General features: G+C 47.5%; 24 protein-coding genes. 21 read left to right on the top strand and 3 right to left on the bottom strand.

Annotated elements, in window-relative coordinates:
* Window positions 1-65: 65 nt before the first annotated feature.
* From NQ502_RS05645 to NQ502_RS05600, 10 genes are all read left to right on the top strand, one after another.
* A complete protein-coding gene (locus NQ502_RS05645; protein WP_148511962.1) occupies window positions 66-536 on the top strand; it encodes a hypothetical protein in 471 nt (156 codons plus the stop codon).
* Between the two features lie 447 nt (window positions 537-983).
* The gene (gene ltrA / locus NQ502_RS05640) at window positions 984-2,402 is read left to right on the top strand and encodes a group II intron reverse transcriptase/maturase (RefSeq protein ID WP_260046563.1); all 1,419 of its coding nucleotides are present in this window, start codon (window positions 984-986) and stop codon (window positions 2,400-2,402) included.
* 101 nt (window positions 2,403-2,503) lie between these two features.
* The gene (locus NQ502_RS05635; RefSeq protein WP_028530072.1) at window positions 2,504-3,883 is read left to right on the top strand and encodes a hypothetical protein; all 1,380 of its coding nucleotides are present in this window, start codon (window positions 2,504-2,506) and stop codon (window positions 3,881-3,883) included.
* A gap of 12 nt (window positions 3,884-3,895) precedes the next feature.
* On the top strand, window positions 3,896-4,627 hold the full coding sequence (locus NQ502_RS05630) for an ABC transporter ATP-binding protein (RefSeq protein ID WP_044983593.1): 732 nt from the start codon (window positions 3,896-3,898) through the stop codon (window positions 4,625-4,627).
* Between the two features lies 1 nt (window position 4,628).
* Window positions 4,629-6,779 (top strand): ABC transporter permease subunit, encoded by a 2,151-nt coding sequence (locus tag NQ502_RS05625; RefSeq protein ID WP_028530073.1) that lies wholly within the window; start codon window positions 4,629-4,631, stop codon window positions 6,777-6,779.
* A 19-nt stretch (window positions 6,780-6,798) separates the two neighbouring features.
* Window positions 6,799-7,083: a hypothetical protein gene (locus NQ502_RS05620; protein WP_028530074.1), complete on the top strand. Its 285-nt coding sequence runs from the start codon at window positions 6,799-6,801 to the stop codon at window positions 7,081-7,083.
* A gap of 383 nt (window positions 7,084-7,466) precedes the next feature.
* Complete coding sequence (locus tag NQ502_RS05615) at window positions 7,467-7,775, top strand: DUF6110 family protein (RefSeq protein ID WP_028530075.1); 309 nt, start codon at window positions 7,467-7,469, stop codon at window positions 7,773-7,775.
* A gap of 1 nt (window position 7,776) precedes the next feature.
* On the top strand, window positions 7,777-9,852 hold the full coding sequence (locus tag NQ502_RS05610) for a heavy metal translocating P-type ATPase (RefSeq protein WP_028530076.1): 2,076 nt from the start codon (window positions 7,777-7,779) through the stop codon (window positions 9,850-9,852).
* Between the two features lie 105 nt (window positions 9,853-9,957).
* Window positions 9,958-10,731, top strand: a complete 774-nt coding sequence (locus tag NQ502_RS05605) for a nitroreductase family protein (protein ID WP_028530077.1) — start codon at window positions 9,958-9,960, stop codon at window positions 10,729-10,731.
* Window positions 10,732-10,740: 9 nt separating this feature from the next.
* Window positions 10,741-11,091 carry an ArsR/SmtB family transcription factor gene (locus tag NQ502_RS05600; protein WP_028530078.1) on the top strand — a complete coding sequence of 117 codons (351 nt, stop codon included), beginning with the start codon at window positions 10,741-10,743 and terminating at the stop codon, window positions 11,089-11,091.
* 106 nt (window positions 11,092-11,197) lie between these two features.
* Here NQ502_RS05600 and NQ502_RS05595 read toward each other — a convergent pair whose 3' ends face one another.
* The gene (locus NQ502_RS05595; RefSeq protein ID WP_028530079.1) at window positions 11,198-12,187 is read right to left on the bottom strand and encodes a LacI family DNA-binding transcriptional regulator; all 990 of its coding nucleotides are present in this window, start codon (window positions 12,185-12,187) and stop codon (window positions 11,198-11,200) included.
* Window positions 12,188-12,705: 518 nt separating this feature from the next.
* Between NQ502_RS05595 and NQ502_RS05590 the strand changes: the two genes are divergently transcribed.
* Genes NQ502_RS05590 through NQ502_RS05575 form a run of 4 tightly spaced genes read left to right on the top strand, consistent with a single transcriptional unit; the run spans window position 12,706 to window position 17,285 of the window.
* Window positions 12,706-14,211, top strand: coding sequence for a sugar ABC transporter ATP-binding protein (locus tag NQ502_RS05590; protein WP_028530080.1), 1,506 nt, complete (start codon window positions 12,706-12,708; stop codon window positions 14,209-14,211).
* The gene (locus tag NQ502_RS05585; RefSeq protein ID WP_049898453.1) at window positions 14,208-15,194 is read left to right on the top strand and encodes an ABC transporter permease; all 987 of its coding nucleotides are present in this window, start codon (window positions 14,208-14,210) and stop codon (window positions 15,192-15,194) included. The genes NQ502_RS05590 and NQ502_RS05585 overlap by 4 nt, the downstream gene beginning before the upstream one ends.
* Before the next feature lie 28 nt (window positions 15,195-15,222).
* Entirely contained in the window at window positions 15,223-16,221 is a 999-nt protein-coding gene (locus NQ502_RS05580; RefSeq protein ID WP_028530082.1) for a Gfo/Idh/MocA family oxidoreductase, read from the top strand.
* 29 nt (window positions 16,222-16,250) lie between these two features.
* Window positions 16,251-17,285, top strand: coding sequence for a sugar ABC transporter substrate-binding protein (locus NQ502_RS05575; RefSeq protein ID WP_049898455.1), 1,035 nt, complete (start codon window positions 16,251-16,253; stop codon window positions 17,283-17,285).
* 136 nt (window positions 17,286-17,421) lie between these two features.
* On the opposite strand, the gene NQ502_RS05570 is transcribed toward NQ502_RS05575, so the two are convergent.
* Window positions 17,422-18,240: a sugar phosphate isomerase/epimerase family protein gene (locus NQ502_RS05570; protein WP_028530083.1), complete on the bottom strand. Its 819-nt coding sequence runs from the start codon at window positions 18,238-18,240 to the stop codon at window positions 17,422-17,424.
* 148 nt (window positions 18,241-18,388) lie between these two features.
* Window positions 18,389-19,183, bottom strand: coding sequence for a DeoR/GlpR family DNA-binding transcription regulator (locus NQ502_RS05565; protein ID WP_028530084.1), 795 nt, complete (start codon window positions 19,181-19,183; stop codon window positions 18,389-18,391).
* A 281-nt stretch (window positions 19,184-19,464) separates the two neighbouring features.
* On the opposite strand from NQ502_RS05565, the gene NQ502_RS05560 reads away from it, so the two are divergent.
* From NQ502_RS05560 to NQ502_RS05530, 7 genes are all read left to right on the top strand, one after another.
* Window positions 19,465-20,265, top strand: a complete 801-nt coding sequence (locus NQ502_RS05560) for a histidinol-phosphatase HisJ family protein (RefSeq protein ID WP_028530085.1) — start codon at window positions 19,465-19,467, stop codon at window positions 20,263-20,265.
* Between the two features lie 88 nt (window positions 20,266-20,353).
* The gene (locus tag NQ502_RS05555) at window positions 20,354-21,490 is read left to right on the top strand and encodes an ABC transporter substrate-binding protein (RefSeq protein WP_028530086.1); all 1,137 of its coding nucleotides are present in this window, start codon (window positions 20,354-20,356) and stop codon (window positions 21,488-21,490) included.
* A 97-nt stretch (window positions 21,491-21,587) separates the two neighbouring features.
* On the top strand, window positions 21,588-22,418 hold the full coding sequence (locus tag NQ502_RS05550) for an alkaline phosphatase family protein (protein ID WP_028530087.1): 831 nt from the start codon (window positions 21,588-21,590) through the stop codon (window positions 22,416-22,418).
* Window positions 22,419-22,420: 2 nt separating this feature from the next.
* A complete protein-coding gene (locus tag NQ502_RS05545; protein ID WP_083963503.1) occupies window positions 22,421-23,281 on the top strand; it encodes an ABC transporter permease in 861 nt (286 codons plus the stop codon).
* Window positions 23,278-24,093 carry an ABC transporter permease gene (locus NQ502_RS05540; RefSeq protein ID WP_028530089.1) on the top strand — a complete coding sequence of 272 codons (816 nt, stop codon included), beginning with the start codon at window positions 23,278-23,280 and terminating at the stop codon, window positions 24,091-24,093. Before NQ502_RS05545 ends, NQ502_RS05540 begins: the two co-directional genes overlap by 4 nt.
* 3 nt (window positions 24,094-24,096) lie before the next feature.
* Window positions 24,097-25,107, top strand: a complete 1,011-nt coding sequence (locus NQ502_RS05535; protein WP_028530090.1) for an ABC transporter ATP-binding protein — start codon at window positions 24,097-24,099, stop codon at window positions 25,105-25,107.
* Window positions 25,108-25,119: 12 nt separating this feature from the next.
* Complete coding sequence (locus tag NQ502_RS05530) at window positions 25,120-25,833, top strand: MgtC/SapB family protein (protein WP_049898457.1); 714 nt, start codon at window positions 25,120-25,122, stop codon at window positions 25,831-25,833.
* Window positions 25,834-25,967 lie beyond the last annotated feature (134 nt).

Below are 25,967 nucleotides of genomic sequence, written 5' to 3'. Positions count from 1 at the left end.
GAAATAAAAGGATAAAATCACAATACAAAGAACAATGTTTGATGCAGGTATGAGAGGAGGAGCTTATGAAACGTTTTAGGAACTTATTTGTCACATTCTGTATGATCATAACAATGCTTACACCGGTGGCAGTTTTTGCGGATGGTAATAATGCGCAATCAGGTGAGATTCAGCCAAGGTCAGATCTGGGTAAAACCGTCACAGACAGAGGGAAAAACAGATATTATGTTTCTGCACACTCATCTAGGAATGGAAAAAATGTAATTGTTCAGACGAATTTTAGTGTAAGTTATTACTATGGCGGGACAGGTGCTAATAAAGGGGTAGTAGATAGCTACACAAAGAATCTAAGCGTCAATGCTCAAGTTGCTTTACATGGCGGAGGAGGCAATACTCTTAGCGGTAGTGCTGGAAAAACAGGTGCCAGTAACAGTTATTCTAAAGCTCAAACATATTTGTATAATGTCTCAGCTGTTTCGGCATCACATGGATTCTCATGCAATGGCGGAAGTACAAGTATTCCTACAAGTGCATAAAATGATGATCGCTACCCGGCTATACATGCTGGGTAGCGATATTAAGGTGCGCCTAGCGGCGCACGTTTCTAATGGGTGAAAGTCCCGAATCCGCCCTAGTAGTGGGAAGGATATAGCTGAACACCAAGGGTGTCCATCGTGAGGTGGAATCTGAAGGAAGGTGTAGGCAAATCTCCGGTCTGACGAACAGAAATCACATCAGGCTACAGTTAAGGATAAGGTTGCCTTACAAACTAAAGTCCAATAACTACTCGGAATTAACTGTGGTAAATGTGGCAGATGGATGGAGAGAAAGAAACGTGTGGTACCTAGGGAGGTCTCGTCAGCAGACGAAAACAGAGTATGAAGTCTGTAGTAACAACGAATGGCGAGAAGTCAGCAGAGGTCATAGTACTACTATGGTTGCAAACATGGTGGGAAGGACTGAACTTTAGGAGATGTGAGTAAATGAATGTAACCAATGATGGATTTAAGGACAGACAACTTCATATAGAGGACTATCTGCAAAGGGTATCTGCGGAACAGAAAGAGTATGCAGAAGTGTCCGCCCATCAGAGGATTGCTGAAAACAACAACAACATCACAGATTTTCAGACGGACAATCTAATGGAACAGATTTTACACAGGGATAACCTAAACAAGGCTTATAAGAAAGTAAAATCAAACAAAGGGGCAGGCGGTGTTGACGGAATGAGCGTGGATGAACTTCTAGGCTTTCTAAGAGATAACCAAGAGCAACTAACCCAACAGATAAAGGATGGGAAATATAAGCCCAACCCAGTCCGTAGGGTAGAAATACCCAAAGAAACAAAAGGCGAGTTCAGAAAACTGGGAGTGCCTACAGTGGTAGATAGAGTGTTTCAACAGGCAATCACACAGGTGCTATCGCCGATTTATGAGAAACAGTTTTCGAAGAACAGTTTTGGGTTTCGTCCAAACAGAGGTGCACACGATGCACTGAAACAATGCCAGACAAATGTCAATGATGGATATGTATACGTGGTAGATATGGATTTAGAGAAGTTCTTTGACACAGTATGTCAGAGCAAACTAATTGAAGTACTATCACGAACCATCAAGGATGGACATGTAATATCGCTCATTCACAAATATCTCAATGCTGGAGTTATTAGTGGAGGGATATTTGAAAAGACAGAGGTCGGTATGCCACAAGGGGGACCATTAAGCCCGATCCTAAGTAATATAATGCTGAATGAACTGGATAAGGAACTAACAAGCAGAGGACATAGATTTGTCCGATACGCAGATGACTGTATGATTTTTTGTAAAAGCAGAAAAAGTGCAGAAAGAACCTTAGACAATATAGTGCCATATATCGAGGGAAAACTATTCCTTAAAGTAAATCGCACCAAAACTGGCGTGGCACACATCAGTAGAGTCAAGTACCTTGGCTATAGTTTCTATAGATACAAGGGAAAATGCAGATTTCGAGTACATTCTAAATCAGTAACGAAGATGAAGAATAAAATCAGAGAACTTACTGACAGAAGCAATGGATGGGGAAATGAATATCGAGCATTAAAATTGACACAGTTTATTAGAGGATGGGTAAACTACTTTGGAATGGCTGATATGAAAAGTCTATTACAGAGTAATGATGAGTGGTTACGCCATAGAATAAGGGCAATCTATTGGAAACAGTGGAAGAAAGTCAAAACAAAGTTTAAAGAACTCAAAAAGTTAGGAGTAGAAAAGGAAAAGGCATGGATATGTGCCAACATGCGAAATAGAAATTGGTATTGTAGTGGATATTTCGTGCTTCAGACTGCTTTTAACAATAAGAAACTCTGTGAATTAGGTTATCCAACATTCACAGAGTTCTATTTGAAAATATGTGAAAACTAAAGAACCGCCGTATACTGAACGGTATGTACGGTGGTGTGGGAGGTCGGTAGATAAAATAATTATCTACCTCCTACCCGATTTTAAAAATGGAGATCATCACTATGAAAAGAAAATACATACTTCCCCTTATCATACTGGCTGTGCTGGCAGCCGTCCTGTTCTTTGGTGTCAGAACACGCAGCATGCCTGCCGCAATCAAGATTTCGCAAACGAACGAAGACGCGGTTGTCTATGGGGCGAACGGCTGGGGAGAATCCTATTCGGTCAGCGACTACGGGATTCTGTATGCCAAAAACAACGTCGTCCGCTACTGTGACCTCGATGCGGAGGAAACGTATGCACTGTGTGATAAGGCAAACTGCCTGCATCTGAGTGACAAGTGTGCTGCATGGTACCGTGACTGGACGGCTGTCAATGGCATCGCATATTACCAGGACGGCATCTGCTTGTTTAAGCGAAATTATGATAGAAACGCGTACGAACTGATCCGCATGGATGTTACCGGAAAAAACCAGAAAGTGATCGCCAGACTCGACATTGGGGACTGGGAAAGCGGTTCCTGGTATCTCTCATCACTTGGCGACATTTATTATAACGCCGGCCGGGCGGTTGTTGAGGCGAATTATACATGGATCGAGGGGGAAGGGGAGTCGTCGCAGACGAAAAACTGCAGGCAGTATCTGCTGATCGATATGGGGGATGGAGCGGTAACGGAGGTTAATGAAAAGGCTGTGGACTCGATCGTATATCGGCTTCTGGGGATCTCAGGGGACGCCTTGTTTTTTATGAAAAGGGTACCGGAGATTGAGGAGTTATCAGAGCAGGAATTTGAAGAGGCATATGTGTCCGGAGCGTTTCGCGGAAAAATCCATGCGGAGGATCCCGTAGAGCGCTATCTGGAGTATCAGGGCAAATGGTATCCGGCTCACAGCAATCAGAAAGATGTATACATAAAATATAAGATCAAGGAATCGCGGGAAACCATTCTGGAAGAAACGCCATCGCTCATGATGTTTGATGAAGATGGCTATAATACGGGCACACTTTCAAAATATCTGGTGTCGGGGAATTTTGGACAATCTTATCTGGTCAGTGAACCGGATTGGGATAACGAGAATGAAGCTCCTTTTTTATGGGATTTGGAAAGAAATCAAAAAACCCCGCTTTTTACTATCGAACACGGCGGTACGCTCGCTTGGGAGACAGGCAGTTTAGCGCTCGGCATCTATGATGAGTCAAAGATTTTGTATTGCCAGTATACAGGTGAGACGACGGCGAACATACTGGAGTATGACTTGAAGACCGGGAAGAGCCGGGAACTGTTCGAGGATGTGCGCAATATCTCGTTCCGGATCATCAACGTGACAGAAGAGTTTTTTATCGGAAAGATCTATACGGATACGGGGTATGACGTGTTTAAAATACGGCGGGACGATTATTTTGCGGGGAATCTTGACAAGGTGGTTAAACTCAGGCTTTAAAAGGAGATGCGTATGAAACTGGAGGCGGTAAATCTCGATAAACGGTACAGAAAAGTGCATGCGTTAAAAAATGTCAGCTTTTCCCTGGAAGCAGGGATCTATGGGCTTCTGGGGCCCAACGGTTCCGGCAAAAGCACTCTGATGAATATCGTAACCACGAACCTGAGGGCAACATCAGGGGAGATCAGTTGGAATGGGATGGAAATCCATAAGCTGGGAAAGGAATACCGGAAGATCCTGGGCTATGTCCCGCAGCAGCAGGCGTTATACCCGGACTTTACGGTCATAGATTTCATGCAGTATGTAGCGCTGCTGCGGGGGGTGCCCGCGGATAGCGCAAAAGAATCCATCGCAGATATTTTAAGGGAAGTCGAATTGGAGGAGGTCAGTCAGTTTAAGATCCGCATGCTGTCCGGAGGGATGAAGCAGCGGCTTTTGATCGCCCAGGCTCTGGTGGACTCACCGGAGCTGCTGGTCATGGACGAGCCGACGGTGGGGCTGGACCCGAAGCAGCGCAGCCAGATCCGGACGCTGATTCAGCGGATCGCGGACGGGAAGATCGTTGTGATCGCAACCCATATCGTATCGGATCTCGAATCGATTGCGGGTGAGATTCTCCTGCTGAAGGAAGGACAGCTTCTGAAAGCCGGAAGCCCTTCCAGACTGATGCGCGAAACGGCCGCTCTGGCGAAGAAGCCCATACACTCGCTGGAAGAGGTCTATCTCTATCATTTTGGAGCGTGATATGTATAAGATCATCGGTTATGAACTGAAAAAAGTATTTCACAAGCGGACCCTGCTTCTCTTTGTCGGTCTTTGTTTCCTCATCAATGCCCTGCAGCTTCTTTATCGGATCAAAACGCCGAATGCGGATGGCTATTCGATGCTGGAGCTCTCTGAGACGTATGAAGCTTATGCGGGCGGCGGGAGGACGTCCTCATATTTCGAGCATGAGATTGAGCGGAAGACGCAGCGAATGGATGCGGATTTTTTTCGGCAGGACTACACCGGGGTGCGGATGCTTGAGCACCTGTGGGAGCAGGCGCTGACGCTGGAGGGCTACGAGGCTTTTTTGACCGGTGTCCCGGAGCAGGCGGAAAAAATGCAAAAATCCCGTCTGTTTGCGCAAAAGGGGACGTATTACTACCGTAATCTGCAGCAGACGCAGGCGGCCTACGCCGCCTTGTCGGATGTCGCCGTTGAGGCGGATTTCGATGAGGGGATGCTGCTCTATACAAACAGCCGGGTGACGGATATTTTTTGTTTGCTCATCGTCATGGCTGTTGGCGTGCAGATCTTTGCGGCCGATTACGAATCCGGCACCGGGGCGCTGATCCGGTGTATGAAGCGCGGACATGGCGAGCTGCTTTTTATGAAGATGCTGGCGGCCTGCCTGATCACGCTTACCATCTATGCCCTGTTTTATGGAACGAATTACCTCGTGATTGACTGCAGCGTTGGCTTTGGGGATACGGACAGAGCCATACAATCGGTGGCCGGGTATTTTACGAGTACACACCGCCTGTCGGTGGGCCGGTACCTGCAGGCGTTTTTTCTGGCTAAGATCGTCGGAGCTGTCACGATCGGCATGCTATTTACCGCAGTGTGTTCCGTGGTCCGAAGTTCCGTGCTGTCGATTGGGATCGGGGCTGTTATCTATGGGGCCGGGTATTTTGTGCATACGAAGATACCGTCCTATTCCTGGATGGGCCCGCTGAAAACGATCAATCCCTATCCCTTGGATCAGGTGCAGTATTATTTTATGGAATATGAAAATATCAATGTGTTTTCCCTTCCGGTCAGCCGGTTTGCCTGCGGCGTGGTCAGCGCGCTGCTGTTTACGCTGCTTGGAGCGGCGGCCGCGTTTATCTGCTATACGAAAAATATCCGTATCACTCCGGCAAACTTTATGCGGCTGCAGCAGGCGGCAGCGCGCTGTGCCGGGCGGATACGAAGCCGCCCCCGGTTAAAACGAAGCCTGCTGTTGTATGAGATGGATAAGCTCTTTCGCATCAACAAAGGGATTTTCGTCGTGCTGTTTTTGGCAGGTTTTCAGCTGTTTGGCGGTATGACAACCGATTATTTTATCGACAGCAGTGAGTTTTATTACCGATCGTACTCGGACCGGCTGTGCGGGGATCTGACGGAAGAAAAGGCCGCGTATCTGGAAATGGAAAAGGAACGGTTCGCAGCGCTGGAGACGGAGCAGGAACGGTACCTCGCAAGATATAACCGTGGGGAGATTGGCCAGGTGGAATTGGATTATTATCTCGGGCGCCTGGAGGAGGATGCGGTACCGCAAAACAGTTTTGAGCGTGCTTATGAACAGTACGCTGCTCTGTGCGCCCGCAAGGAGGAGGGAACTGCGGTGCAGTATCTTTATGTCACGCCCTGGAATCTGCTGTTTGGCCCGGAAGCTGTGAGGGGTACGCTGCTGCTGTACGGAATCGTGGCTGGCGTTTTGATCCTTTTATTCTCTTCCTGCGGTGCGCTGGAGTACAGCACGGGCGTGGAGCAGCTGATTCAAACGTCAGTTGTCGGGAAAAGAGGGATCTGGCGGCGGAAATTTGCGATCGGACTCATAACGTCCGCCGTAGTTAGCGGGATCACGTTCCTGCCCCATATGGTGAAGATCATCCGCGCGTTTGGATTATCCGGATTCGGCGTCCCGGTATCCAGCTATGTTTTGCATCCTGTGCTGCCGGAAGCTTTTACGATGGGAGATTATCTTTTTCTGCGTATGGGGATTCGGCTGGCCGTTCCGGCGGCCGTAATGACAGGAATGCTTGTTCTGTCGGAACGATCGAAGAACCGAATCGTTGCCGTTATGCTGGGAACATTGGTGTTTTTGGTTCCGGTTCTTGTTTTGTTTGTGTTTTTGCCTTCTTCGGTGTAAATGAAAGATGAGGAAAATTATGCGATTGAAAAAAATGAAATGGATCCCTATGGTTATCTTTATCATAGCGGCGGTTGCTATTTGCCCGCTTCTTTTTGCCGGTGCAAACAGGAAGGCCGGAGAACTTGTGGATGGCGGTATTGGGACTACCTTGTTTCGTGCTGAGGCAGAAGTGAAAGCAAAAAATGAGACTGAAAAAACAATAGAAGTTGAATTACTGGAAGAAAATGAATTTTTAAAAAACAGTAATATTATCCTGGATGGCAGCGATCTCATCAATTTTTACAGGATCGATCAGGGGTAAATCATCATGTTTAAATTCTTTTATGACAGCATAGAAAGGGATCCGCTTCCGGTTTACAGTATTGAAATCATGAAGGAGCAGCCTTCATTTTCCTCACACACTCCCGTATAGACCATGTTTTGTGAACATCAACTGGTTTATGCGGGAGTGTTTTTTGAATCAGCGTATATATGACATGATTAAATGAGTAAATTTCTCATCAGGTGGAAAACCATGGAAAAATAGCATATGGAAGATTATAATAAAATTCATAAAACTGCCTGAACGGTGTCAGGAGGCGAATGATATGGAGCATCACAGATTCTGGGCGTGGGGCATGGTGATTTGCCTCGTTATGGTAATTTATACAGGTTATAAGCACAAATAGAACGGAGGTACATAAGATGTTGGATTGTTTTAAATGTATTAATTTTAAGAAAACAGGACTTTTTGCTGCGGGTGTGTTGTTTGGAACCGCAGGAATCAAACTGCTTTCCAGTAAGGATGCAAAAAAAGTGTATACAAACTGTACGGCTGCAGTATTGAGAGCGAAAGAATGTGTGATGAAGACGGCCGCCACTGTTCAGGAAAATGCCGAAGACATATATGCAGAGGCAAAACAGATCAATGAAGACCGTATGACAGAGGAAGAAATTGATGACGCCGGCGAGAATGCCCAGGATCCTGATGCAGAAGAGACGGTAACAGAATAAGATGAAGTTTAAGATCAAACACGAGATACAGGGCAGAATCCGCATTCATGTGAGGCAGAAGCACATGACATATGAAGAGGCAGATATCTTATTATATTATCTGCATAATCTGAAATATGTCACATTTGCAAAAGTGTATGAACGCACACAGGATGCTGTCATCAATTATGTGGGCGGCAGAGACGAGATTGTAGATTCTTTGAGAAAATTTCAGTATCAGGATGTAAAGATTCCGAAAGGACTGATTGAAAATTCGGGCAGAGAGCTGAATGCGAAGTACTGGGAGAAACTCACGAACAAGGTGATACTGCGGGTCGGCAATAAACTGCTGCTTCCATACTCAGTGCAGGCGGTATTGGCTGCTGTGAAATCCGTCAGATATATCTGGAAAGGATTGCAGACGCTGGCTAAAGGAAACATTGAAGTACCGGTTCTGGATGCCACAGCGATCAGCGTATCGATTCTGAGAGGTGATGTCAATACGGCAAGTTCTATCATGTTTTTGCTGGGGATCGGAGAGATCCTGGAGGAGTGGACTCACAAAAAGTCAGTGGAGGATCTGGCAAGGACGATGTCATTGAATGTGGGAAAGGTCTGGATGGTGCGGGAAGAGCAGGAGGTCCTGATACCGGCTTCGGAGATTAAGGCGGGAGACCTGGTCCGGATACGGATGGGAAACGTGGTGCCGTTCGACGGTGTTGTGACAGAAGGGGATGCCATGCTGAATCAGGCGTCGCTCACAGGAGAATCTGTTCCGGTCAGAAAGACCGTTGATAAATACGTCTATGCCGGAACGGTTGTGGAAGAGGGTGAGATCACAGTCTGTGTGAAAGAGGCGGAAGGCTCCAGCAGATATGAAAAGATCGTTACGATGATCGAGGAATCAGAAAAACTAAAATCAATGCTGGAGAGTAAGGCGGAGCATCTGGCTGACCGGCTGGTTCCCTATACACTTGCCGGAACAGCAGTCACCTATCTGTTTACCAGAAATATAACGAAAGCACTGTCAGTCCTTATGGTGGATTTTTCCTGTGCGCTGAAGCTGGCAATGCCGATCTCTGTGTTGACTGCGATCCGGGAAGCAAGTTTGTATCATGTGACAGTTAAGGGAGGAAAATATCTGGAGGCAGTTGCTCAGGCAGACACGATTGTCTTTGACAAGACAGGGACGCTGACGAAGGCAAAACCGACGGTTGTGGATGTGGTATCATTCTGTGATATGGAACCGGATGAGCTGCTTCGCACGGCGGCATGCCTTGAGGAACATTTTCCACATTCCATGGCTAAGGCGGTTGTTCAGGCGGCTAAGGCAAAAAAACTCTACCACGAAGAAAATCATTCAAAAGTGGAGTATATCGTCGCCCATGGAATCTCAACGATGATTGACGGAGAGCGGACGGTGATCGGCAGCTATCATTTCGTTTTTGAGGACGAAAAATGTGTGATTACAGAAGAACAAAGACAGAAATTCGAGGAACTGCCCGCAGAGTATTCTCATCTGTATCTTGCGATTGAAAACCAACTGGCGGCTGTCATATGCATAGCTGATCCGCTGAGAAAAGAGGCGGAAGCCGTGGTGAATTCTCTGAAAAAAGCGGGGATCAGCAAGGTGGTTATGATGACGGGGGACAGCGAACGTACAGCGAGCGCTATTGCTGACAGGATTGGTGCGGATGAATATTATTCCGAAGTGCTGCCGGAAGATAAGGCAAAATTCGTGGAAAGAGAGAAGGCGCAGGGAAGAAAGGTTATCATGATCGGCGACGGAATCAATGATTCACCGGCACTTTCCGCTGCGGATGTCGGAATCGCGATCAGTGACGGTGCAGAGATAGCACGGGAAATTGCAGATATCACGATCGGTGCAGATGATCTGTTTGGCATTATGACGTTAAAGGCCATCAGCGACGGCTTAATGAAGCGGATCGGCAGGAATTACAGATTTATCGTGGGCTTTAATGCCGGGCTGATCGTATTGGGCATCGGCGGCATCTTACAGCCTGCGGCATCGGCATTTTTACATAATACATCGACGCTGGCAGTCAGTTTAAAAAGCATGCAGAATTTATTAAATTAAAGTAACTGTACAGGACGGCAATGGTAACGCGTTTCTTTACCAATGTTGCATTCAGGGCTCCTTTTGTTATAATGGTTAAAGATCATTAACGAAAGGAGCTTTCTGATGGCAAAACATGAGATAACAATTAATCGCGAAACATGTATTGGATGCGGCCTCTGTGCAAAGACTTGTGTTGCGCATAATATAAAACTGGAGGATGGGAAAGCAAGAATTTTATCTGACAGCTGTGTCATGTGCGGTCAGTGTTCAGCGGTCTGTCCGAGAGAAGCGATAACGATTTCCGGTTATGATACGAAACCGGTCCCGCGGGAAGAGACAGTCCGTCTGAATCCGGATGATGTCTTGCATGTTATTCGATTCCGGAGAACGGTCAGACAGTTTCAGAACAGAGGAATTCCGAAACATGTGCAGGAGCAGATTCTGGAAGCAGGAAGGTTAACCCACACCGCTAAGAACATGCAGGATGTTTCTTTTGTAGTTCTGGACAGACAAAAAGGGCGGGCGGAACAGATGGCTGTCCGCTTATTCCGAAGGATAAAGCCATTGGCTGATTTGGTCAGTCCCATGGCAAGAAATATTGAAATAGACGATCACTTTTTCTTCTTTCACGCGCCTCTTGTAATCGTCATTTTTGCAAAGGACAGGACCAATGGTATTCTCGCGGCACAGAACATGGAATTTGTCGCGGAGGCAAACGGACTGGGGGTACTTTTCAGCGGTTTTTTTACGTCTGCAGTCAATGTTTCGCGGAAGATAAAAAAAGCGCTGAGCGTTCCGGGAGGGAAAAAAGCGGCGGCGACTCTGGTGCTTGGTTATCCGAGTGTCAAGTATCTGCGTTCTGCGCAGCGTGAAAAACTGGATGTCAGATATATGTGAGGATTGATGATGGAAAAGGACTGTGAAGCAAGATTACAGAAAATCGTGTGTGGATTTCGGGACTGCAGACATGCGTTTACCGCGATCGGTGATGAAACGAGACAACTGATACTGCTTGTGCTTCTGGACAGCGATCTGTCCGGTATTCGGGTTGGCGAAATTGCGGAGAGAACCCATCTGACAAGACCTTCCGTCTCACATCACCTGCAGATCTTAAAAGAGGCCGGGATTGTCGCGATGAGAAGAGAGGGCACAAAGAATTTCTATTATGTCAGTCAGGACGAGACACAGTGGAAGGATATGGCAGACCTGATCAGTCTGATCTATGAAAGTGTCAGGCACATCGGCGGTACGTCATGAGCATCATAAGTGCCGGAGCCGGACAGCGCCTGCGAGGCGTGAGAGGGGGTCGGCCGCGGGGAGAAATAGAAACAGCTGCCGGAAACATTCCGGCAGCTGTTTTGAGTCATGTGGATTCTTTGCAGGAGAGTGTCACCGGCAGCACCATCCGGTAGGGATCCATCGTACCGTTTTCGATATAATCGATCAGAACCTGCACGCAGGTTTCCGCCTGCAGGGCGCACTGAACATCGATGGATGTGATGGACGGGGTACTCATTTTACCGATAATGCTGTTGTCAAATCCTACCAGGGCAATATCATTTGGGATGGAGAGTCCAAGTTCGGAAAAGATTTTTGCCGCGAGCACCGCCATATTGTCGTTGGTACAGATAAATGCTTCCGGATAAATTTTCAGACCGCCAAGTTTGCTGCGCAGGCGATCCAGATCATAGACATGTGTTTGGTCCAGGTCGGTCACCATCCATTCCTGGCGGGGCAGGAGACCAAAATGAAACATTGCCCCCATAAATCCCTCGTAGCGCTCCTTAAAACCTGTGCTGTGGAGCGGGTTTCCGATAAAACCGATGTTGCGGTATCCTTTTTCATACAGATGCTTTACGGCTATGTGAGCGCCCTCCAGATTGTCCTCGATGATCGTCGGTACTTTCAGTGTGTGGTACCGCGTGCCGGTGGCGATCAAAGGCAGGTTTGTTGCGGCGATTTTGGCGACGATCCTCTCTTCCATATCTCCGAGCACGATCAGTCCGGAAATTGAATTTGTTTCAAAAATATCTCTTAATGCATCCGGCTGCGTATCGCAGGCATCACCCTTGAACACCATCATATTATATCCCCGGTCGTGAACCCTGGACAGAATATTCTGATAAAAGCTCATATAAAAATAAGAATCCTGCAGGCGTTCTCCGGTGGAAATCAGGCCGATGTTGTGAATGTCAGGTTTACTTTTCTGTTCCAGGTATCCCATTTGCAGAGCAGTCTGCCAGATCAACTCTCTGGTTTCTTTCTTGACTGAAGTCATGTTGCGCAGAGCAAGGGAAACCGTGTTGATGGAGACACCCGTCTTTTCTGCGATATCTTTCATTGTTACTTTCATAGAGGGCTCCTCATCTATTCCATAAGTTTGTAAATACAAATCTTTCTTCTTACTATAATCAATCCGTGTCGGAATGTCAAATCCAAACATAATATTAATATTAATTTCAATCACATGCTTTAGCATTCCTGCTGAAAATTAATGGTCCAACGGTTCTTGCGCATTGAGGGGGATACAAAATATTGTATTTCTGCGCATTTTTCGGTGCAAATAAGCGAAAAACGAAACTTTTTTTAGGATTCTTGCACGGAAAGTGCAATGTCTGAAATTTGATGTGAAATTGTATAAAAAATCGGAGGGCGTTTTTGGTGAATATTAATGAAAAATAAAAATAATATTATCTACGGCAATTAATAATATTAAAATATACAACTAATATTCCGAATAAAATCGTGAAAATGCACAGAGATTAATATTAATTTATGCAAGAAAGTAATAGTAATTTTGTAAAAATAATAATACTATGGTTACAGGACGAAAAAGAAAAACATGAACGTGATCAAGAGAAGGAGGGTAAAATGGAGGAATATGTAGTTAGCCTGAAGCACATAACAAAACGTTTTCCCGGTGTTGTCGCACTGAGGGATATGTCCCTGAGCATACGTCCCGGAGAAATTCATGGTCTGATCGGGGAAAATGGCGCTGGAAAATCGACTTTGATCAAAGTGCTGACCGGGGTCAACATCCCTGAAGAAGGCGAGATTCACATAGGGGGACAAAAAAGAGCCATCCGGTCGCCGGTTGATTCGAGAAATCTCGGTGTTGCCTGCGTGTACCAGGAGCTGAACATCGTCTCGCTGCTGTCGGTCACCGACAATATTTTTATCGGCCGGTCGATTAAAAAGAAAAACGGGCTGCTGGATTATAAAAAAATGGACCAGGAAGCAAGGGAAGCGCTGGAATCTCTTGGACACGGGGAAATCGACGTCCACACACAGTGCGGAAAACTGGGCATCGGACTTCAGCAGATGGTTGAGATCGCAAAGGCGGTTGCCATCAACGCCCGTCTGATCATCATGGATGAACCGACTTCAAGCCTTGGTGAGGGAGAGGTTAAGCAGCTGATGAAAACGGTTCGCCGGCTGAAAGAAAAAGGAATTGCTATTCTGTTTGTATCTCATAAATTAGAGGAACTTTTTGAACTGTGCGATCGGGTGACAGTTATGCGCGACGGCCAGCATATCATCACGGAAGATATTAAGAATATGGACAATGACAAATTGATCGAGGCGATGGTAGGCAGGACACTTGAGAACCTGTATCCGAAGGAACAGGGGGTAAAGGGAAAAGAGGGGCTGCGGGCGGAGCATCTGATGGCGGAGGGGGTGCTGCATGATGTGAGCTTTACTGCATATCACGGGGAAATCCTGGGATTTGCGGGCCTTGTGGGCGCCGGCAGAACAGAGACAATGCGTGCAATCTTCGGGGCAGATCCTCTGGATGGCGGTAAAGTTTACGTGGAAGGTGAAGAAGTACAGATTAAAAACCCAACGGAAGCCATCGCAAAGAAGATCGCATTCCTGACAGAGGACAGAAAAGGACAGGGGCTTGTGCTTTCGCAGAGTGTGAAGACAAATCTGATTATGTCAAGTATGAAACGGTTCCGTAAAAACGGCCTGTTTGATTTTAAGAAGATAGAGGCGGTCAGCCGGGAGAATATCGAAAAGCTGAAGATTAAGACACCGACAAGCGAAGAGGTTGTCGCTCAGCTCTCGGGAGGCAATCAGCAGAAGGTGGTCATCGGAAAATGGCTGAACAGCGATTCGGAGATTTTTATCTTTGATGAGCCGACGAGAGGAATCGATGTCGGTGCCAAGATTGAAGTTTACAACGTTATGAATGAACTGGTAAGACAGGGAAAATGCATCATTATGATTTCATCAGAGCTTCCCGAAGTGCTTGCCATGAGCGACCGTGTGATTGTTATGCGGGAAGGCAGGGTAACCGGAGAGATCGAAAGGGCAACCGAACATTTTAATCAGGAATCAATTATGAAAGCCGCATGGGGAGGTACGCTGTCATGAAAAAGAATATGAAAAGTGCATTGATGAAGATCGCGCCGCTGCTGGCGCTGATCATACTCGGAATGGTCCTGGCATTTATGCTTCCGGGAAAATTTTTAAGGGCCAGCAATCTTATGAATATCCTGAAGCAGGCAGGTATCAACTGTATGATCTCCGGCGGTATGCTGGTCGTACTGATCACGGCCGGAATCGATTTATCCGTTGGTTCGAATACAGTACTGGGCGCCTGTTTTATCGGAGTGCTGATGCAGAAATTTGGAATCACAAATCCGATCGTACTGATGGGAGCGGCTCTGCTGATCTGTACTTTCATGGGATTTATCAACGGAACACTGCTGACAAGGCTCAACCTGCCGCATCCTTTCGTATCGACACTCGGTATGAAGAATGTACTGCTCGGACTTGCGCTGCTGATCACGGATTCCACGCCGATCGGTTTTATGAACAAAGGTGTTGATTCGACATTGTTCCTCGGTTCTGCGACAATTGGGGACTTTCCTGTCAGCTTTATCATGGTAATCATTGTTTACGCTATCTTTCATGTTTTTCTCACAAGGACAGCACTGGGCCGCCAGATCTACTGTGTTGGGGGTAATGCAGAAGCGGCCCGTCTGTCCGGCATAAAATCAAAGAACGTATTGACATTTGTCTATTCTCTCTCAGGGTTCATGTGCGGCCTGGCTGCCATTATTCTGGTTGGGCGTGTGACAACGGCAAATGCAACCGCCGGCACTACATATGATACGGATGCGATCGCAGCCTGTATTATCGGAGGCGCCTCATTTACTGGCGGCAAAGGCACAATCTGGGGAACCATGATGGGTGCGGTCCTGATCGCGACGATACGAAACGGATTGAACCTGTTTGGAACGAAAAACGATATTCAGTATATTGTAATCGGTGCGGTAATCATTCTTGCAGTTACGATAGACGTTGTCCGTAACCAGATGGAAGCCAAGGCGAGAAGACTGGCAGCAAAATAACCGTTGATTAAGAAAGGAGATTATAAAAATGAAGAAACTGAGAATCGGTGTCATCGGTCTTGGAAGACTGGGATACCATCACGCAATGAATGTAACTAAGAGTCAGAGGGCAGCACTTACGGCGGTGTCAGATCCTTTTCCGGAAGCACTGAAAAGAGCCGTCGATAATTTCGATGTGAAGGGCTATGCTGATTATAAAGAGATGATAGCCAGCGATGAGGTGGATGCGATCGTGGTGGCGACGCCCACCAAGACACATTACGACGTGCTGATGGACTGTATAGCGACCAAAAAACCGATTTTTGTAGAAAAACCGATTACTTTTACGGTAGAGGAATCGGAAGTGATCATGAAGGAAGTGGAAAAGCAGGGAGTTTTCCTTCAGGTGGGATTCATGCGGCGATTTGATCCCGGGCATATGGCTGCAAAAGAAGCGATCATGAGTGGAAAATGTGGAAAACCAATCTATATTCATGACTGCCAGAGAGACCCGAACGGTCCGCCTCCGGCATACGTTCCGGAGAGCGGAGGACTCTTCGTGGATATGGGGATCCATGACCTGGACGTTGCGCGCTGGCTGATGGGAAGAGAGATCACAGAGATCTATGCACAGGGAGCAGTGCTGAAACATGAGTTCCTCAAAGAGTTAAATGATGTGGATGACGGACAGATGCTGCTGAAATTCCAGGACGGCGGTCTCGGCATGATAGAGATCAGCAGAAATGCAAATGATGTGTACGATACACGGACAGAGGTTATCGGCCTTGATAAAAGTGTGTTTGTAGGTCAGAATCAGCTGACGCCATACACAATGATTGGAAATCAGGAAATCACCGTGGACATGGCAAACTGGTGTCTGGGAAGATTTAAAGACGCTTATGAGATTGAGATGCAGACGTTTATCGACTGCGTACTCGAGGACAAGCCGTCGCAGGTGACGGCGTATGACGGTATGATGGGAATTAAGCTTGCGCTTGCCGCAACACAATCATACCACCTGGGCAAACCGGTTACACTGGAATATTAACCATAAAACAAAAAAAGGAGGATTTTAGGATGAAGAGAAGATTATTGGCGGTATTGCTGACTGCAGGACTGGTTCTGTCGATGACGGCATGCGGAGGGAAGTCCGAGGAAAGTGCTTCGGGCAGTGCGTCGGAAGACACATCTGCAGCGGATGCGGGCGGTGAAGCTGATGCGGGAGAGGCCGATGCAGCGGATGATGCAGGCGGAGCGGATGCGAAGGATATCAGCATCGCGGTTAACCTGAAAACACTGAACAGTGAATACTGGGGGAACGTAAAGGCGGGATGCGATAAAGCGGCTGAAGAGCTTGGCATCGAAGTGACGGTAAACGGACCGGATGCGGAGAGTGAGATCGCACAGCAGGTGACTCAGATCGGTGATCAGCTGGCGCAGGATGTGGATGCCATTATCGTTGCACCGTGTGATACGGATGCAGTTTCCGGTGCACTGGAGAGTGCTTCCGGTGAGATCCCTGTCTTCTTTATCGATCAGGATGTGGATTTCCCTGGGAAGACTTCCTTCGTGGGAACGAGTAATGTGGACGCGGCTAAAAAGGGCGGACAGTACGTCGGTGAAAAAATCGGCAAGGATGCAAAGGTTGTCATCATCTATGGACAGGAAGGCGAGAGTACATCCAACGCAAGAACACAGGGTTACAAAGAAGGTCTTGCTGAATTTGGAATTGAACCGATTGCCGAGATGTCCGGGAACAACGTATCCGATACTGCGAAAGCGGCCATGGAGGACCTGCTGACACGTTTCAACAATGAGATCGATGCTGTCCTGTGCATGAACGACGACACGGCGATCGGTGCACTGTCAGCATGTCAGGATGCAGGTGTTGCAGATGATATCACGATCATCGGGTTCGACGGGAACCAGTCTGCAGTTGAACTGGTTGCAGCAGGTGACCTGGAGGCAACGATTGCACAGCAGCCTTCTGAGATGGGCTATATCGCTGTTATGAACGCATACAAAGCGATCAACGGCGAAACTGTGGAAAAAGAAATTCCGATTGACACGATCTTTATTACGAAAGATAATGCTGAAGAGTATCTGAAATAAACAACAGCAGGGCACCGAGACATGAATGGCTTCTCCATAAATGTCTTGGTGCCCTTTATGCTGCCGGTATGAAATTAATTGGAGAGTGAACCGCGGTTATGCGGGGCCACTCTCCATCTTTGGTCTTTTATGACAGTTATTTTGTGGCTTCTTTCAGCACACGCACATCTTCTTTCATCAGTTCAAAATAATCCGGATTCAGATGGCGCATCGGTGCAAGCTCATACAGGTTCTCAAGAATGATCCAGCCCTCATAATTCTGCTGTTTCAGATAGTCGATGGAGCCATAGAAATCTGCAACACCAGTGCCGATCACAGCGTTTGCGATACAACCCTTTGTACTGTCTTTCACGTGCAGCTGACTACCCATATGCGGATAAATGCCTTTTAACACATCCACCTGTTTATATTCCGTGAAATATGTATAATTATCACTGTCATAAAACAGAGAAAAGTTCTCACGGTCAACCATGTCTACCAGCTGCAGCTGTTTTTCAACACTCAGCGGATTTTCACATGATATTTCTATGCCCTTATCAGCGGCATAGTCGCAGAGATAACGATATCTTTTGGCTGTCAGCTCCAGTTTCTCCTCCGTGTCCGCCAGGCTGGCGTTGAAGTTTGAGAAGAATACCATCGGTATTTTCATGTATTCCGCCGCATCCACAGCTTTTGTTACCCAGTGATTGACAGCGTCGTACATGGGATCGCCCTCAGGTGTGAAAAACGGCACATTGTCACCGTCACTGCATCCGATATTGGCATATTCGATGCCGTATTTCTGCTGTGCATCCAGGTATAGATCCTGAATCTTTTTCTGAGACAGTGCCCACCCATGCTCGTAGCTGCCGAATTCCAGAGACATTCCGTCCAGTCCCATCTCCGATACGATCTGCGGTGCGAAAACGCCGGTTCCCGGAACGCAGAAGTTACAAATCCCCAATTTTACATTCATAATAGTTGCTGCTCCTTTCAGATATTCGCCGCTTTTTCGGACGACATTTAATAAGTATATTATACCTTATTTTGCACCGCTAAAGAAGCGGAAAGTGCAGCCAGGGACAAAGTGTGCAAGAATTGGAAAGTCTGGACAGGTAAGGTTGTCAGGGCGTCGGCTCTCCCCCCGCAGAAGCGATGACGACATCCACGCCTGCACTTCTCAGGTACTCGACAGATTCTGCCGGGGCTCTGGGATCTGTGATCACAAGATCCAGAGATTCGGAAGAACATGTCTTATACAGGGCGTTGATCGAAAACTTACTGTAGTCTGCCGCCACCAGGATTTTATTGGCTTTTTCAAAGATACTGCGTTTCAGCATACCCATTTCTATATTAAAATCGGTCAGACCTTCATTGACATTGAATCCGTCCGTACTGACGATTGCCAGGTCTATTCTGGAAAAGCAGTTGAGAAAATCCACTGATAACATACCTGTGGTGATCAGTTCATCCTTTTTTATAGCGCCTCCGATAAAATAAAGCGTATGGTTGGTTCGGGTACTGATCTCCAGCGCGATGTGTATGGAGTTGGTGATGATCGTAAGGTCTTCTTTTTGATTCAACAGCTTTGCCAGTTCGAAAATTGAGGTTCCGGAATCCAGTGCGATGGTACAGCCGTCCGGAATCCGGAGCAGCATTTCTGCTGCTATCTGAGCCTTTTCGCGCTGATTCTGTACGGAGCGGACATGCCATGGCTCCATGTCGGCGGAGGAATCGTTTTCCGGGCGCAGTACGGCGCCGCCGTAAACACGCTTAACAACCCCTTCCTGCTCCAGCAGCTTCAAGTCGCGGCGTACTGTCTCGAGGGAAATGTTGAAAGTCTCACACAGCTCCCTGTTGGAAATATTTTTTTTTTCATAATATAATTGTTTCATTTGACCAAGTCTGTCTTGCTTCATTTTGGACCCCTTATGTGGAATCATCCATGGGATGATTGTAATATAGCAAATTATAACAACAAATCAGTCAAAAAGCAATGGATATAAAGAAAGAAAATAGATAAAACAGACAAAAAATGAGGGAAAAATATAAAAATCCAACTAAAATGACAATAAAACGACTATATTTGTTGGAATACATTGACAAAATAATGAGGAAATGGTAAAACATAAATATGAATGACAATGTTATGACGTTTTAATGACAAGATTTTGATTAAGTGAGGTGATAGGAGGTGCGTTTGACTTGTGATCTTCATATTCACAGCCGGTATTCTTTTGACAGCGATGAGTCACTTGCGGAGATCTGCCGGCGGGCTGTGAAACGAAATGTGGGTGTCATAGCAATTACTGACCATTGCGACATGATACAGGGCCGGGATGGAATTGCTTACTATCTTGCAGTGGAGGAGCAGCGAATGGAAGCATTTGCGAAAGCCCGCGAGGAGTATCAGCAGTTGGAGATTCTGTACGGTATTGAAATTGGAAATGCTATGGACTGTCCGGCAGAGACAAGGCAGTTTCTGGAGTCAAGAAAATTTGATTTCATAATCGGTGCCATTCATTTTCTGCCCGGCGGCGGTGATATTTATAAGCTCCCTTACCGGGATGACAGGGAAGTGACGCGGATGTTCCGGGATTATTTTATCTCTGTGGAAAAACTGGTCAGGCTGGGAGGATTTGATTCCCTGGCACATCTGGATTATCCCTTACGTGTACTGAAAGGGAAAGTCCCGGTTCCTACCATTGAGGGGTATCGTGAGCTGATTGAACCCATAATGGAGGGACTGGTCAGCCAGGATATTGCACTGGAAGTGAACACCAGAGGGATCTATGACTGGCAGGGAAGGGTTGGTCCGGAAGACTGGGTGCTGGCACGTTACAGAGAGTTGGGCGGCAGGCGTCTTACCATTGGAAGTGACGCTCATACGGCATCCAGGACGGGAGTCGGCTTTGAACAGGCAGCGGAGGCATTGCGGCGGACCGGATTTCGGTCTTACACCGTCTATCGCGGCAGGAAGCCTGTAGATATACCGATATAGGAACAGAGCTGATCACGGGTAAAGATATGTGTACTGAGAGAAAAACGTAACCAGTCGAGTGAAGGGTGAATGAGAAAGGACGAAAAGTATGAAGTTAAGAAAAGCGGCGGCGTTAGTCCTGGTGACCGTTATGGCTGCGACGGTTTTGACCGGGTGTGGAAAAGGTAATACAGGTGAAGGAGAAACAAAAGGAGCGGACCGGGAGAAAGCACTGGACCTTCGTACGTTAACGCAGGATGAAATTGAGGAGGGCGCAAAAAAAGAGGGCAGAGTTTCTTCGGTGGGAATGCCGGATGAGTGGGCGCACTGGGATCTCAGCTGGGCCTCCATCCTTGAAAAATATGGATTGGAGCACGATGATGTGGATTTGAGTTCCGGGGAAGAAATTGCAACCTTCGTGGCGGAAAAAGATGATCCCACGAAAGATGTGGGGGATGTGGGCTACGCGTTTACCTCCACGGCAATGGACGAAGGATGTCTTCAGCCCTATAAGGTTTCCAGCTGGGATTCTATTCCCGACTGGGCAAAGGATCCGGACGGCAACTGGACTGTGAGTTACACGGGAACCACCTGCTTTATCTTTAATGATGCCGCTATAGAAGGGGAGCTTCCTACAACCTGGCAGGAGCTCATGGACAGTGAGATTGTGGTGAACATGGGTAATGTAGTAGGCGGGGCGTCTTCACAGGCAAATATCCTCGCGTGTGCCATCGCCATGGGGGGCGGATTTGACAATGTGCAGCCGGGAATTGATTATTTCAAAAAGCTGGCTGAGCAGGGGCGGATCCATCCCTCGGAGGGACAGGTGTCAGAAATGGTATCCGGTGAGGTGGAGTGCTTTGGTGGAAGATTTGACTTCAATGGTACGGCGTGGGCGGATGAATACAACGCACAGGAACTGGAGGGGCTTCATATTACGACGGTGATTCCCCAGGACGGCGCTATCACGACGGGATATGCACTGATCATTAACAAATGGGCGCCGCATCCCCATGCGGCTGCTCAGACTGTGGAGTATATGCTCAGTGAAGAGGGACAGATTGAGAGGGCATACGGCGGTGCCCGTCCCATCCGGTCTGATGTTGAGATACCCGAAGATGCGCCCGTGCTTGGAGACGAGTGGTATGAGAACACTACATCTCCGGAAAGTGCGGATGCACTGCAGGAAGCCTGCGATGAGATCGCACGCCTCTGGGAAGAAGAGGTCATTCCGCTGCTCGGATGATTTTGGCAGGGGAACATGAATGATACGGCCGGATGACGTTATGTTCTCCGGCCGTATGTTGAATATAATTTTGACAAGAACCAGGGAGGAGGTTCATATGGCTGATGCAAAAGTAATATTGATCATGATTGATGCGCTGGGGTATGAGACGGCGTGGGCCAGATGCGGCTATCTCGGTCATCTGGTGGAACAGAAGAAAGGGGCTCTCTATCGGGTAAAAGGAGAGCTTCCGGCACAGTCAAGACCCATGTACGAGACCATGATGACGGGTCTTGCCGTCGGGGAACACGGAATCTGTGCCAATGAAATGGTCTGTCCGAGTAAGTGTGAGAACCTGTTCTCGCTGGCTAAGAAAAACGGGAAGACAACAGGCGCAGCTGCTTATATGTGGATTGCGGAACTTTATAACGGTATCCCGGGATACTGTACGCTGACAGACCGTTATCAACTCGGGAATACCGCAGGGCTGATTGAAAACGGGATTTTTTACAGTCAGGATGACTACCCTGACAGCCACCTTTACGCGGACGGGGATTTTCTGAGAAAAGCATACCATCCGGATTTTCTGCTGATTCACCCCATGAACGTGGACGATCAGGGTCATAAACACGGATGGGGAAGCAGAGAATATGAGCATGCAGCGGAGGTGTCGATCAACATCATTGACTGTTATCTGGATCTGTGGCGCCGGGACGGGTATGATGTGGTCGTTACTGCGGATCACGGAATGGATGAGCTGGGGAATCATTTTGGGGATACACGGCTTCAAAGGGAGGTCCCCTTATTTGTTTTTTCGGATCAGATACAGCCGGGGAACTATGGGGACCATACGGTTTCCCAGTTAAATGTGGCTCCGCTGATATGCAGGTTGATGGGGATTGAGCCATCCGGGCGCATGATGGATCCGTCAGAAGAGATCAGGTGGTGAATATGATGAAACAGAGACTGAAACAGATGATTCATTTACTCCCGGCTGCCCCGTTTTTTATTCTGGTGTTCTTTTTTTTGGCGCTGCCTTTCTGCAATATGATCATCCAAAGCTTTCTGGATCCTGAGAGCGGGAGTGTGACCCTCCAAAATTACGTAACAGTTTTTACAAAACCTGCGTATTATATGGCCACCTGGAACAGTGTAAAGGTTGCGGTGATCGGCACCGCAACGGGTATGGTCCTGTCATTTTTTGCGGCACTTGCGGTGTCTGCGCTGGGGATCCCGGCAAGAAAGCGGTTTATGCCTGTTCTGAACATGACGCAGAATTTTGCAGGGTTTCCGCTGGCGTTTGCCTTCATGCTGATGCTGGGACACAATGGTTTTATACGGCTCATGGCGGAAAACTCAAAGTTACAGGCACTGGCCGGCTTTAATCTTTACAGCAGCGAGGGTATGGTTCCGATGTTTGTATGGTTTGCGATTCCACTGGGAACGCTGCTTTTGATTCCGGGATTTGAAGCGATCCGCAAAGAGTGGAAAGAATCAGCCACTCTGATGGGGGCTACGGGATTTCAGTTCTGGATAAAGATTGGCATACCCAATCTGGCGCCCACACTGCTGGGAACTACCAGCATGGTGTTCGCGGATTCCATTACAACTTATACAACGGTATATATGATCATGGGTTCCAATGCTACGATGCTGCCTATTAAGATCGCAAGCATGTTTTCGGGTGATTCCAAACAGCAGACAGAACTGGGGTCAGCGCTGTCGATTACCATGATTGTGATCATTCTGGTAGTGATGGGGATTACAAACCTTGTGAAGAAAAAATATGTAAAGGGAGGGATCGGACAATGAAAAATAACAGGATACTGTATCATATCATATTGATTTTACTGGCATTTGTTCTTTTGCTTCCTGTGGTTGTGACGCTGGTTTACTCTCTTACGGAAAGCTGGCTGACCCTGTTTCCCAGTGGTTTTCCCAATTTTACATACTGGAAGGAGCTGTTCACAGAAAGACCGGATTTCTGGGCAGCGATCGGACGAAGCCTGATCATCAGTGTATTTCCAATCTTTATCTCAGGAATCTGTGTGATCATGGGGATGTATGTCGCTATCCTGCATTTTCCAAAGTTTGATACCATTATGCAGAGCATATCCATGATTCCCTATACGCTGCGGGGGGTAGTCCTCGCTATCTCTGTGCTGGCTCTCTATGCGGGAAATGTGACGATCTTCGGCAACAGAATGGTCATGCTGGTGTGCGTCTACTGTGTGGTGATCCTGCCATTTGTGTACCGGGGAATCCGAAATAATCTTTACGCCATCAATGTGCGGCAGCTGCTGGAAGCGGCAGAGCTTCTGGGGGCAAACGGGCTCTACACGTTTTTCCGAATCATTGTGCCCAACATGCTCTCTGGTATTCTGGTGTCGGCGCTGATGGCTCTGGGGGCAATTTTTACGGACTACGCCGTCATTAAAATTATAGCGGGCAGCCGGTATGAGACGGCTCAGGCGGTGCTCTACAATGCCCAGAAAAGGGAAGCCGGCCCTATGACCAGTGTCATTGTAGTCATGATGTTTGGCATTACGCTTCTGATCGCTGTTATCTCATACAGCCTGCAAAACAGAAGCAGGAAAAGTTCAAGAACTGAGCGGGGGGAATAAAGTATGTCGTATATTCGGTTTGACCATATTAATAAATATTTTGGAGAGAATCATGTCCTGCGTGATATAACACTGGATATTGAGCAGGGGGAGCTGGTTACGTTTCTTGGACCGTCCGGCTGCGGAAAATCCACACTGCTTCGCTGCCTATCCGGACTGGAGTCTGTGACGGAGGGGAAAATCTATCTGGAAGGATATGATATCACGGAGCTGGAGCCAAAGAAACGGGGCATCGGCATGGTGTTTCAGCAATACAGTCTTTTCCCTAACCTTACCGTGGAGCAGAATGTGGCTTTTGGGCTGAAGATTCAGAAACGGCCGAAAAGGGAGATCTATCAGCGGGTACAGGAAATGCTGGAGATCGTCGGCCTGAACGAAAAGATTCATCAGTATCCGAGAGAGTTGTCCGGCGGACAGCAGCAGCGTGTTGCACTGGCACGTGCCCTGGTGACGGAACCGAAAGTACTGCTTCTGGATGAACCTCTGTCTGCCATTGATGCATTGCTGAGAAGAAATCTTCAGGTGGAGATTCGCCGCATCCAGAAGGAGCTGAATATCACCACCTTATTCGTCACGCATGACCAGGATGAGGCGATTGTGATGTCGGACCATATCCATCTCTTCAATGTGGGTACCATTGAACAGTCCGGTGTGCCTGTGGAACTGTATACGAGACCCAGGACCAGGTTTGCAGCTACCTTTATCGGGCACTATAATATCATCGATGCAAAGCTTTTTGGGGAAAGCAGCGGCATGAAAACCGAAGGTAATGATATTGCCATCCGACCTGAGATCATTGAGATCAGCAAGGTACCACCGGAGCATGCGGATTCAGTCACCATGAAAGGAAGCATAGCGGGAAGCCTGTCCCATGGAAATATCATCCGCTATATGGTTGAATGCGGCGGTTTTCGGCTGGATGTAGATATTCTGTTTGATGCATCCAAGCTGTTTGCGGACGGAGAAGAGATCTACCTCACATTTGGAAAGGAACACGTATTAGAACTGGAATAAAGGAGGCTAACAGTGTCTTTGGTACAGGAACTTTTTAAGGTTATGCCTTTACAGCAGGAGGCCATATATTCCCTGAGGATCCTGACCGCCTGTGTCTGCGGACTGGCAATCGGGATCGAGAGGACCTCCCGTCTGAAACAGGCGGGGATCCGTACGCACTGCATCATCGCCTGCACGGCTTCGGTCATGATGATCATATCCAAATACTGTTTTGGAGACATGGGTGATGCCGCCGGGAATTTTATGGGCGGAACGAGAGGCGCGGACCCCGCGCGTATCGCGGCGCAGGTTGTCAGCGGAATCAGCTTCCTCGGAGCAGGAGTGCTTTTAAAAAAAGGCGATACGATCAAAGGGCTGACTACAGCAGCCGGTTTCTGGGTGACCACGGCTATCGGCCTTTCCATCGGATCCGGCATGTACTATACAGGGATTTTCACTACTGTTCTGGTCATAGTGATTCAGGTGATTTTTCACCGGGTGCATATCGGGGGCGATACCTCCACATATACAGTAAAAGTTATTATGGAAGAGTCCGCGGCGCGCCGATCCCAACTGGTGGAAGAACTGAAACAGAATCATATGAAAGTATCGGTGGGAAAGGTAGAAAAAATGGAGGGCGGCCTGTTGGAGGTGGAGCTTCTGATCACCACGTCGCTGCCCTTAAGCCTGGAGGAGGCGGTGGTGATTCTGAAAAGGAATCAGGCGATTTCCTCCATATCGCTTTGAGCAGACAACAGAACAACAAATGTTCAATACTATCTGATTGACAAAAATTAAATTGAAATAAAATTATTGGATTATAGGGTTCTGCGAGCAATATAAGTGTGATAAAATAAAACAAAAGAAGGATTTTACCGTTA

It is taken from the genome of Ruminococcus gauvreauii, from assembly GCF_025151995.1.
Classification (GTDB): domain Bacteria; phylum Bacillota; class Clostridia; order Lachnospirales; family Lachnospiraceae; genus Ruminococcus_G; species Ruminococcus_G gauvreauii.
Note: the sequence above shows the minus strand (reverse complement) of the source record. Positions and strands in the feature narration are given on the sequence as shown.

Coding starts and splice junctions, on each gene's coding strand:
- NQ502_RS05645 (WP_148511962.1), top strand. CDS start 66: ATGAAACGTTTTAGGAACTTATTTGTCACATTCTGTATGATCATAACA.
- ltrA (WP_260046563.1), top strand. CDS start 984: ATGAATGTAACCAATGATGGATTTAAGGACAGACAACTTCATATAGAG.
- NQ502_RS05635 (WP_028530072.1), top strand. CDS start 2,504: ATGAAAAGAAAATACATACTTCCCCTTATCATACTGGCTGTGCTGGCA.
- NQ502_RS05630 (WP_044983593.1), top strand. CDS start 3,896: ATGAAACTGGAGGCGGTAAATCTCGATAAACGGTACAGAAAAGTGCAT.
- NQ502_RS05625 (WP_028530073.1), top strand. CDS start 4,629: ATGTATAAGATCATCGGTTATGAACTGAAAAAAGTATTTCACAAGCGG.
- NQ502_RS05620 (WP_028530074.1), top strand. CDS start 6,799: ATGCGATTGAAAAAAATGAAATGGATCCCTATGGTTATCTTTATCATA.
- NQ502_RS05615 (WP_028530075.1), top strand. CDS start 7,467: ATGTTGGATTGTTTTAAATGTATTAATTTTAAGAAAACAGGACTTTTT.
- NQ502_RS05610 (WP_028530076.1), top strand. CDS start 7,777: ATGAAGTTTAAGATCAAACACGAGATACAGGGCAGAATCCGCATTCAT.
- NQ502_RS05605 (WP_028530077.1), top strand. CDS start 9,958: ATGGCAAAACATGAGATAACAATTAATCGCGAAACATGTATTGGATGC.
- NQ502_RS05600 (WP_028530078.1), top strand. CDS start 10,741: ATGGAAAAGGACTGTGAAGCAAGATTACAGAAAATCGTGTGTGGATTT.
- NQ502_RS05595 (WP_028530079.1), bottom strand. CDS start 12,187: ATGAAAGTAACAATGAAAGATATCGCAGAAAAGACGGGTGTCTCCATC.
- NQ502_RS05590 (WP_028530080.1), top strand. CDS start 12,706: ATGGAGGAATATGTAGTTAGCCTGAAGCACATAACAAAACGTTTTCCC.
- NQ502_RS05585 (WP_049898453.1), top strand. CDS start 14,208: ATGAAAAAGAATATGAAAAGTGCATTGATGAAGATCGCGCCGCTGCTG.
- NQ502_RS05580 (WP_028530082.1), top strand. CDS start 15,223: ATGAAGAAACTGAGAATCGGTGTCATCGGTCTTGGAAGACTGGGATAC.
- NQ502_RS05575 (WP_049898455.1), top strand. CDS start 16,251: ATGAAGAGAAGATTATTGGCGGTATTGCTGACTGCAGGACTGGTTCTG.
- NQ502_RS05570 (WP_028530083.1), bottom strand. CDS start 18,240: ATGAATGTAAAATTGGGGATTTGTAACTTCTGCGTTCCGGGAACCGGC.
- NQ502_RS05565 (WP_028530084.1), bottom strand. CDS start 19,183: ATGAAGCAAGACAGACTTGGTCAAATGAAACAATTATATTATGAAAAA.
- NQ502_RS05555 (WP_028530086.1), top strand. CDS start 20,354: ATGAAGTTAAGAAAAGCGGCGGCGTTAGTCCTGGTGACCGTTATGGCT.
- NQ502_RS05550 (WP_028530087.1), top strand. CDS start 21,588: ATGGCTGATGCAAAAGTAATATTGATCATGATTGATGCGCTGGGGTAT.
- NQ502_RS05545 (WP_083963503.1), top strand. CDS start 22,421: ATGATGAAACAGAGACTGAAACAGATGATTCATTTACTCCCGGCTGCC.
- NQ502_RS05540 (WP_028530089.1), top strand. CDS start 23,278: ATGAAAAATAACAGGATACTGTATCATATCATATTGATTTTACTGGCA.
- NQ502_RS05535 (WP_028530090.1), top strand. CDS start 24,097: ATGTCGTATATTCGGTTTGACCATATTAATAAATATTTTGGAGAGAAT.